Origin of the sequence: Thauera phenylacetica B4P (genome assembly GCF_000310225.1) — a bacterium.
Classification (GTDB): Bacteria; Pseudomonadota; Gammaproteobacteria; order Burkholderiales; family Rhodocyclaceae; genus Thauera; species Thauera phenylacetica.
In genome coordinates, this window is the sequence record NZ_AMXF01000203.1 from 1 (window position 1) to 7290 (window position 7290).

General features: G+C 70.9%; 8 protein-coding genes. 3 read left to right on the plus strand and 5 right to left on the minus strand.

The annotated features are described in order from the left end of the window. Window positions 1–55: 55 nt before the first annotated feature. Entirely contained in the window at window positions 56–823 is a 768-nt protein-coding gene (locus tag C667_RS18095; RefSeq protein WP_004373955.1) for a GNAT family N-acetyltransferase, read from the minus strand. Between the two features lie 111 nt (window positions 824–934). On the opposite strand from C667_RS18095, the gene C667_RS18100 reads away from it, so the two are divergent. The 3 genes from C667_RS18100 to C667_RS18110 all read left to right on the plus strand — a co-directional run bounded on the left by C667_RS18100 (window position 935) and on the right by C667_RS18110 (window position 2869). Next, window positions 935–1384, plus strand: a complete 450-nt coding sequence (locus tag C667_RS18100) for an HIT family protein (RefSeq protein WP_004373964.1) — start codon at window positions 935–937, stop codon at window positions 1382–1384. Between the two features lie 82 nt (window positions 1385–1466). After that, window positions 1467–2402 carry a carbohydrate kinase family protein gene (locus C667_RS18105; protein WP_004373967.1) on the plus strand — a complete coding sequence of 312 codons (936 nt, stop codon included), beginning with the start codon at window positions 1467–1469 and terminating at the stop codon, window positions 2400–2402. Further along, the gene (locus C667_RS18110) at window positions 2396–2869 is read left to right on the plus strand and encodes an outer membrane lipoprotein (RefSeq protein ID WP_004373970.1); all 474 of its coding nucleotides are present in this window, start codon (window positions 2396–2398) and stop codon (window positions 2867–2869) included. The genes C667_RS18105 and C667_RS18110 overlap by 7 nt, the downstream gene beginning before the upstream one ends. A gap of 45 nt (window positions 2870–2914) precedes the next feature. Here C667_RS18110 and C667_RS18115 read toward each other — a convergent pair whose 3' ends face one another. The 4 genes from C667_RS18115 to accB are packed head-to-tail and all read right to left on the minus strand — an operon-like array spanning window position 2915 to window position 6823. Then, on the minus strand, window positions 2915–4105 hold the full coding sequence (locus C667_RS18115; protein ID WP_004373973.1) for a DUF3426 domain-containing protein: 1191 nt from the start codon (window positions 4103–4105) through the stop codon (window positions 2915–2917). Then, window positions 4102–5004, minus strand: coding sequence for a 50S ribosomal protein L11 methyltransferase (gene prmA, locus C667_RS18120; protein WP_004373977.1), 903 nt, complete (start codon window positions 5002–5004; stop codon window positions 4102–4104). Before prmA ends, C667_RS18115 begins: the two co-directional genes overlap by 4 nt. A gap of 6 nt (window positions 5005–5010) precedes the next feature. Further along, window positions 5011–6369, minus strand: coding sequence for an acetyl-CoA carboxylase biotin carboxylase subunit (accC, locus tag C667_RS18125; protein WP_004373979.1), 1359 nt, complete (start codon window positions 6367–6369; stop codon window positions 5011–5013). Window positions 6370–6376: 7 nt separating this feature from the next. After that, a complete protein-coding gene (gene accB / locus C667_RS18130; protein ID WP_004373982.1) occupies window positions 6377–6823 on the minus strand; it encodes an acetyl-CoA carboxylase biotin carboxyl carrier protein in 447 nt (148 codons plus the stop codon). Between the last annotated feature and the right edge of the window lie 467 nt (window positions 6824–7290).

The window sequence follows — 7290 nt, forward strand, 5'->3', positions numbered from 1 at the left end:
TCGGCACCGGCATGCATGGCGCGATCCTGGGCGAGGTCGGGGGGGCGGGGGGCGTTCAGTCCTTGCGTCCCATGAAGTGGCGGGCGTAGCGGTCATCCACCCGGCCGATCGGCATCAGGATGGGCAGGTCCGCAGTGTTGAAGTCGGGGTCCCAGGCCGGCTCTCCGCAGATCCACGCGCCCGCGCGCAGGTAGCCCTTGACCAGCGGCGGCGCCTCGGCGTCGAGGTCGCCGCGCAGGCTCGCGAGCGGCAGCGGGCAGCGCGGGAAGACGTGGTACTCGAGCGGGGCGAGGTGTTTTTCGCGCAGCCGATTATACAGGCTGGCCGCGACGTGCCCGCCGTCGGCCATGCTCACCGAGGCGCAGCCGATCAGGTATTCGTAGCCGTTCTCCTGCATGTAGCGCGCGAGCCCCGACCACAGCAGCGCGATGACCGCGCCGCTGCGGTAGTCGGCGTCGATGCACGAGCGCCCGATCTCCACCAGCTGGCCGCGCAGGTGCTGCAGGCGGGTGAGGTCGAATTCGTTTTCGGAGTAGTAGCCGCCCACTCGTCGCGCGGCCGAGGGCGACAGGATGCGATAGGTGCCGACGATGCGGCCGGCGTCCTCGTCGCGCACGATCAGGTGCTCGCAGAAGGGGTCGTAGAGGTCGCGGTCGACGCCCGGGCTGCGCGTGGGCAGGCGGGCGCCCATCTCGTCGGCGAAGACCCGGTAGCGCAGCTTCTGCGCCTCGAGGATCTCGGTCTCGCTGTTGGCGAGGCCGACGTGCAGGTTGCGCGTCTTGCGCGCGGTGGCTTGCTGGCGGGGCTGGAGGTGCTGGAGCATGGCCTGTTTCCGTCCTGTTGGGTGCGGACCATTCTCGAAACCCGTCGTTGCGACGCGGTGACGTGCTGGTTACGATGCGATGACGCCAGCCCGGCCTACGGAGGATCCCGCATGCAGCCCACGACACCGCCCGATCACGACCCGAATTGCGTGTTCTGCCGCATCGCGCGCGGCGAACTGCCGTCCTCGAAGGTGTACGAGGACGCCGACACGCTGGCCATCATGGACATCCAGTCGGTCAATCCCGGTCACATGCTGGTGCTGGTCAAGCCGCACCGCGCCAACGTCTACGCGCTCGACGACGCCCTCGCCGGCGCGGCCTTCCGCACCGCGGCGCGGATGGCGCGCGCGGCGAAGAAGGCGACCGGCTGCGAAGGGGTGACGCTGGTCCAGGCCAACGAGAAGGCGGGCGCGCAGACCGTGTTCCACTTCCACATCCATGTGCTGCCGCGCTGGGAGGGCGACGGCATGGAGCTGGCATGGCCGGTCAAGAACCCGCCGCGCGAGGCGCTCGAGGAGATGGCGGTCAAGCTGCGCGATGTGCTCGCCGCAGGGGGCTGAGGCCCGCGCTGCGCGGGTGGGGCGAAGGCTTGGTGGCGCCGTATAATCGCGCCTCCGCCAACCTTCGCCTGCCCGCGCCCCCATGTCCATCCTCGTCTGCGGATCGGTCGCCTACGACTCGATCATGGTCTTTCACGACCGCTTCCGGAATCACATCCTCCCCGAGCAGATCCACATCCTCAACGTCTCCTTCCTGGTGCCCGACCTGCGCCGGGAGTTCGGCGGCTGTGCCGGCAACATCGCCTACGGGCTCAAGCTGCTCGGCAGCGATGCGCGCATCGTGGCCACCGTGGGCGAGGACGCCGGACCCTATCGTGCGCGCCTGCGCGCGCTCGGCTTGTGCGAGGACTTCGTGCGCGAGGTGCCGGGCACCTTTACCGCGCAGGCCTTCATCACCACCGACCTCGACGACAACCAGATCACCGCCTTCCACCCGGGGGCGATGTTCCATTCGCACCTGAACGACGTGCGCACCGCGACCGATGCGACGCTGGGCATCGTCTCGCCCGATGGCGCCGACGGCATGCTGCGCCACGCCGACGGCTTCGCCGCGGCCGGGGTGCCCTTCGTGTTCGATCCGGGCCAGGCCCTGCCCATCCTCGGTAGCGAAGCGTTACTGAAATGCCTGCAACAGGCGCGGTACTGTACGGTCAATGACTACGAGGCCCGCCTGATGTGCGAGAAGACCGGGCGCAGCGAAGCCGAGCTCGCGCGCGAGGTCGAGGCGCTGGTGGTGACGCTGGGTGCGGAGGGCTCGCGCGTGCATTGGCGCGGTGAGGTGTTCGCGGTGCCGGCGGTGAAGGCGGACGCGATCGTCGATCCGACCGGGTGCGGCGATGCCTACCGCGCCGGCCTGCTGCACGGCATCGCCGAGGGCTGGGACCTGCGCAGGAGCGCACGCCTGGCCGCGGTGATGGGGGCGCTCAAGATCGCCCAGCGTGGCGGACAGAACTACAAGCCCTCGCGCGCGGACATCGCGTCGCGTTACCGCGAGGCTTTCGGAGAGGATCCATGGTGAATCGAAGCAGGATGAAGTGGCGTGCCGTGGCCGGCGCGGTGATCGCGGCGCTGGTCGTGGGCGGCTGCGCCCAGGGTCTGGGCGGGGGCACCTATTCGCGCACCGAGGCGCGCCGCGCGATGACGGTGCAGTTCGGCATCATCGAGTCGGTGCGTGCGGTGCAGCTCGAAGGCACCAAGACGCCGGTCGGCTCGGTCGCCGGCGCCGCCATCGGCGGCATCGCGGGCAACACGGTCGGTGGCGGACGCGGCCAGGCCGTCGCGACCGTGATCGGTGCCGTGGCGGGCGGCCTCGCCGGCTCGGCGGTGGAGGAAGGCGCGACCCGCCAAGCGGGCGTCGAGGTCACCGTGCGCCTTGACAACGGGCAGTTCCTCGCCGTGGTGCAGGCCGACGAGGGCGAACGCTTCCGCGCCGGCGAGCGCGTGCGCATCCTGCGCGACGCCGGCACCACCCGCGTCTCGCGCTGAGCACCACGCCTGCCAACCAACGCTTAACGCCTCACGCCTGACGCCTCACGGATAAAACGCATAGATCCGGTACCCCGTCGGCGCCAGCGCGGGGGCGGCGAAGGGGATGCGCAGCTCGATCGCGCTGCGCGCCGTGAAGGCTTCGCGCGGCTGGGCCGGCGGCAGCCAGTCGGCGGGGGGCAGCACGCGGCGCGAGATCGGGTTGTCCCCGGCGTCGGTGAGGGTAAGCTCCAGATGCGGCCACTGCTGCGGGTAGTCCGCGCGGTTGTTGAGCGTGGCCTGCAGCAGGTAGTAGCCCGGGCGCCCGGGTTCGGCCTGCAGGTCGGAGGCCTCGATCGCGATGTGTTCCGCGTCGCGGGGATAGGGCACCGTGCAGCCGAAGCGGACGCAGGCCTCGCCGAGGACGGGGCGCAGGCCGGGCAGGGCGCGCGCCAGCTCCATGCGATACAGATAGATGGCCTGCGCCGCGAGCAGCCCCGACAGGCCGATCGTGAGCAGCACCGCGAGCGCGCGCACGAGCGGGTGGGCCTCCTTGCGCGGGCGCCCGTAGTTGGCGTCGAGACGGGCGAGGTCGGGCTCGGGCGCCGAGGCGAGCTCGTCCTCCGCGTGCGCCGGGACGGGCGCGGGCTCCGGCTGTCGGGATTCGCGCGCGGGCGCGGAGAGTCCGGGAATCTCGGTGGCCGGTTCATCGTCGAAGGGCGGCGGAGGCGTGTAGGAGATCGTCGGCGCGAAGGCGGCGCTGTCGGCGATGCCCGCGCCGCGGCCATGGCTGCGGCCTTCGTCCTCGCTGGTGGAAAGGCCCCGGCGGGCACTGCGCAAGACCTCGGGAAACGGACGGGCCGATGCGGTGGGCTCGTCGAGGGCGGCGTCCGCGTCGTCCCCGGCGCCTGCCGTCGGGGGCGACGGCGCTGCCGCAGCCCCGGACGGCGCCAGCCAGGCCTCGTAATCGTCGAGGTCGGGGGCAGGCTGCGGCGCACGGATCGGCGGTGCCGGTGCGACCTCGGGGATGTCGAAGTCGAGCAGCGGATCGGGGCGTGCTTCGCGCACCGGCCTCGCCGCGCGGGGCGGGGGCGGCGGTGCGCTCGCGCCGCCGTCGTCGCGAACCTCGACCGTGTTCTCGAGCGCGTTGAAGGGGTGGAAGCAATGCCCGCAACGGACCTCGCCGCCCCGCGCGTGAAGCTGCTCCGGGCGCAGCCGGAACACCGTCTGGCAGGCGGGGCAGCGGGTGATCATCATGGCCCGGGTCGCCGTCCCTCGAGGCGGATCCAGCCCTCGTGCGCGGCGCCCACGTGCAGCGCGATGTGCGGCGCCCAGGCCTCGACGACCTGCGCGGCCTGGGTCTCGAGCACACCCGAAAGCGCCACCCGGCCGCCCGGCGCGACGCGCGCCGCGATCGCCGGCGCGAGCACGCACAGCGGGTTGGTGAGGATGTTGGCGACGACCAGGTCGAAGGTGTCGCCGACGGGGACGGCGGAGTGCTGCAGGCGCAGGGCTGCGTGGTTGCGCGCGGCGTTGTCGCGTGCAGCCTCGACCGCCTTCTCGTCGATGTCGATGCCGAGCACCTCGCCCGCGCCCAGCTTGGCCGCGGCGATGCCGAGGATGCCCGAGCCGCAGCCGTAGTCGAGCACGCTGCAGCCGGGCACCACCGCCTCGCACAGCCACTCCAGGCACAGCCGGGTGGTGGGATGCGAGCCGGTACCGAAGGCCATGCCGGGGTCGAGCTCGATGTTGATCGCATCGGCGTCGGGCGCCTCGTGCCAGGACGGCACGATCCACAGCCGATCGGTGATGCGGATCGGGTCGAACTGGCTCTGGGTGAGCTGTACCCAGTTCTGCTCGGCGACGGTCTCGGTGGAGAACGGCGGAACGGCGTCGAAGCCCGCCGCGCGGGCGGCTTCCGCGAGCATCGCGCCGAGCTCGGCCGTATCCGCGGCGGCGTCGAACAGCGCGATCACCCGGCTATGGTCCCAGAGCGCGGTGGGCAGGTGGCCGGGTTCGCCGAACTGCGGGCGCTCGGCCTCGGTGCCGGCATCGGCGTCCTCGATCGAGATCGAGAGCGCCCCCGCCTCCATCAGCGCGTCGGAGAGCGCCTCGGCCTTGTCGGCCTCGGCCTGCAGGGTCACCGAGATCCACATCGCGCGTCAGCTCCGGACTTCGTTGCGGTCCGCGAGCTTGTGCTCGAGGTAGTGGATGCTGGTGCCGCCTTCGTTGAAGCGCGGGTCGAGCATCAGGGTCTGGTGCAGCGGGATGTTGGTCTTGATGCCCTCGACCATCATCTCGGAGAGCGCGATGCGCATGCGCCGGATGGCCTGGTCGCGCGTGTCGCCGAAAGCGATCAGCTTGCCGATCATCGAGTCGTAGTGCGGCGGCACGGTGTAGCCGTTGTACACGTGCGAGTCGACGCGGATGCCCGGCCCGCCCGGCGTGTGCCAGTTGGTGATGCGGCCGGGCGAGGGGGTGAACTTGAACGGGTCCTCGGCGTTGATCCGGCACTCGATGGCGTGGCCGCGGAACTCGATGTCGCGCTGGCGGAACCACAGCTTCTCGCCGGCGGCGATGCGGATCTGCGCCTGCACGATGTCGATGCCGGTGATGAGCTCGGTGACCGGGTGCTCGACCTGCACCCGGGTGTTCATCTCGATGAAGTAGAACTCGCCGTTCTCGAACAGGAACTCGAAGGTGCCGGCGCCGCGGTAGCCGATCTTGCGGCAGGCCTCGGCGCAGCGCTCGCCGACCTTGGCGATCGTCTTGCGGTCGATGCCGGGGGCGGGCGCTTCCTCGATCACCTTCTGGTGGCGGCGCTGCATCGAGCAGTCGCGTTCGCCCAGATAGACCGCGTTGCCGTGCTGGTCGGCGAGGATCTGGATCTCGACGTGGCGCGGGTTCTCGAGGAACTTCTCCATGTACACCACCGGGTTGCCGAAGGCCGCCTGGGCCTCGGCGCGGGTGGTGGTCACCGCGTTGAGCAGCGCGGCCTCGGTGTGCACGACGCGCATGCCGCGCCCGCCACCGCCGCCGGCGGCCTTGATGATCACCGGGTAGCCGACCGCACGCGCGATCTTGACGATCTCCTTCGGGTCCTCGGGCAGCGCGCCCTCCGAGCCGGGCACGCAGGGCACGCCCGCGGCCTTCATGGCGTCCTTGGCGGAGACCTTGTCGCCCATCAGGCGGATGGTCTCGGGGCGCGGGCCGATGAAGACGAAGCCGGACTGCTCGACGCGCTCGCCGAAGTCGGCGTTCTCGGAGAGGAAGCCGTAGCCGGGGTGGATGGCCTCGGCGTCGGTCACCTCGGCGGCGGAGATGATGGCCGGCACGTTGAGGTAGCTCTGCGCCGAAGGCGGCGGCCCGATGCAGACGGACTCGTCGGCGAGGCGCACGTACTTGGCGTGGGTGTCGGCCTCGGAGTGGACGGCGACGGTCTTGATGCCGAGCTCGCGGCAGGCGCGCAGGATGCGCAGGGCGATTTCCCCGCGGTTGGCGATGAGGATCTTCTCGAACATGGCCGACTCAGCCGATCACGAACAAGGGCTGGCCGTACTCGACCGGCTCGCCGTTCTCGACCAGGATGGCCTTCACCACGCCGCTGGCGTCGGCCTCGATCTCGTTCATCAGCTTCATCGCCTCGATGATGCACAGGCGCTCGCCGCTGGCGACCTTCTGGCCGAGCTCGACCAGCGGCTTCGCGCCCGGTGCGCTGGCGCGGTAGAAGGTGCCGACCATGGGCGACTTGACGATGTGGCCGTCGGGCAGCTCGTCCTCGACATCGACCGGCGCCGCGGCGATGGGAGCCGGCGCGGCGGCCGGGGCGGGCGGGACCTGGGCGTAGTAGGTGGCCGGCGCGGCGGGGGAGTGCTTGGCGATGCGTACCTTTTCCTCGCCTTCGGTCACCTCGAGCTCCGAGATGCCGGACTCCTGGACGAGGTCGATGAGTTTCTTGAGCTTGCGCAGATCCATGGTGTTCTCCGGGCGGGACCGCGTTTGCCTTGCAGGGCGGCGCGGTCGGGATGATTCAGTGTTCGGGTTTCGCGCACACGCCGACGCCGCCGCGCGCGTGCGGCGGGCGGGTGCCGAAACGGTTCTTGCTGGGGAGCTTGTTCGCGGATGCCCTCCGCCGGGTTGGCTCTCCACCGCGGGCGGAGTGCAGGCGAGCAGCCTCGTGAAGCACCGCCCCGCCATTCCGAAGAGATGGACCGTCTGCCCCGCGTGGAGGGCTGGGCGAGCATTTTGAGTGCTTCATGGCCGCAAGTTTGCCGCAAATCGCCGCAAATTGTCCACTTTGGGCTGCGTATCCGCGCTGCCCGGGCTACGGAAGGGCCGCGGTGACGTGCGCGGATTCTGCGCTCGCGCGGCGCCCGCCGCAAGCCGCGCGAGGCTGCGCGACCGCTGCAGCGCGGCGTACGTTCAGGGCGCGGACGGGTGTG

Excerpts from the sequence above, each read along its gene's own strand:
- C667_RS18095 (WP_004373955.1), bottom strand. The coding sequence starts at position 823 with ATGCTCCAGCACCTCCAGCCCCGCCAGCAAGCCACCGCGCGCAAGACG.
- C667_RS18100 (WP_004373964.1), top strand. The coding sequence starts at position 935 with ATGCAGCCCACGACACCGCCCGATCACGACCCGAATTGCGTGTTCTGC.
- C667_RS18105 (WP_004373967.1), top strand. The coding sequence starts at position 1,467 with ATGTCCATCCTCGTCTGCGGATCGGTCGCCTACGACTCGATCATGGTC.
- C667_RS18110 (WP_004373970.1), top strand. The coding sequence starts at position 2,396 with ATGGTGAATCGAAGCAGGATGAAGTGGCGTGCCGTGGCCGGCGCGGTG.
- C667_RS18115 (WP_004373973.1), bottom strand. The coding sequence starts at position 4,105 with ATGATGATCACCCGCTGCCCCGCCTGCCAGACGGTGTTCCGGCTGCGC.
- prmA (WP_004373977.1), bottom strand. The coding sequence starts at position 5,004 with ATGTGGATCTCGGTGACCCTGCAGGCCGAGGCCGACAAGGCCGAGGCG.
- accC (WP_004373979.1), bottom strand. The coding sequence starts at position 6,369 with ATGTTCGAGAAGATCCTCATCGCCAACCGCGGGGAAATCGCCCTGCGC.
- accB (WP_004373982.1), bottom strand. The coding sequence starts at position 6,823 with ATGGATCTGCGCAAGCTCAAGAAACTCATCGACCTCGTCCAGGAGTCC.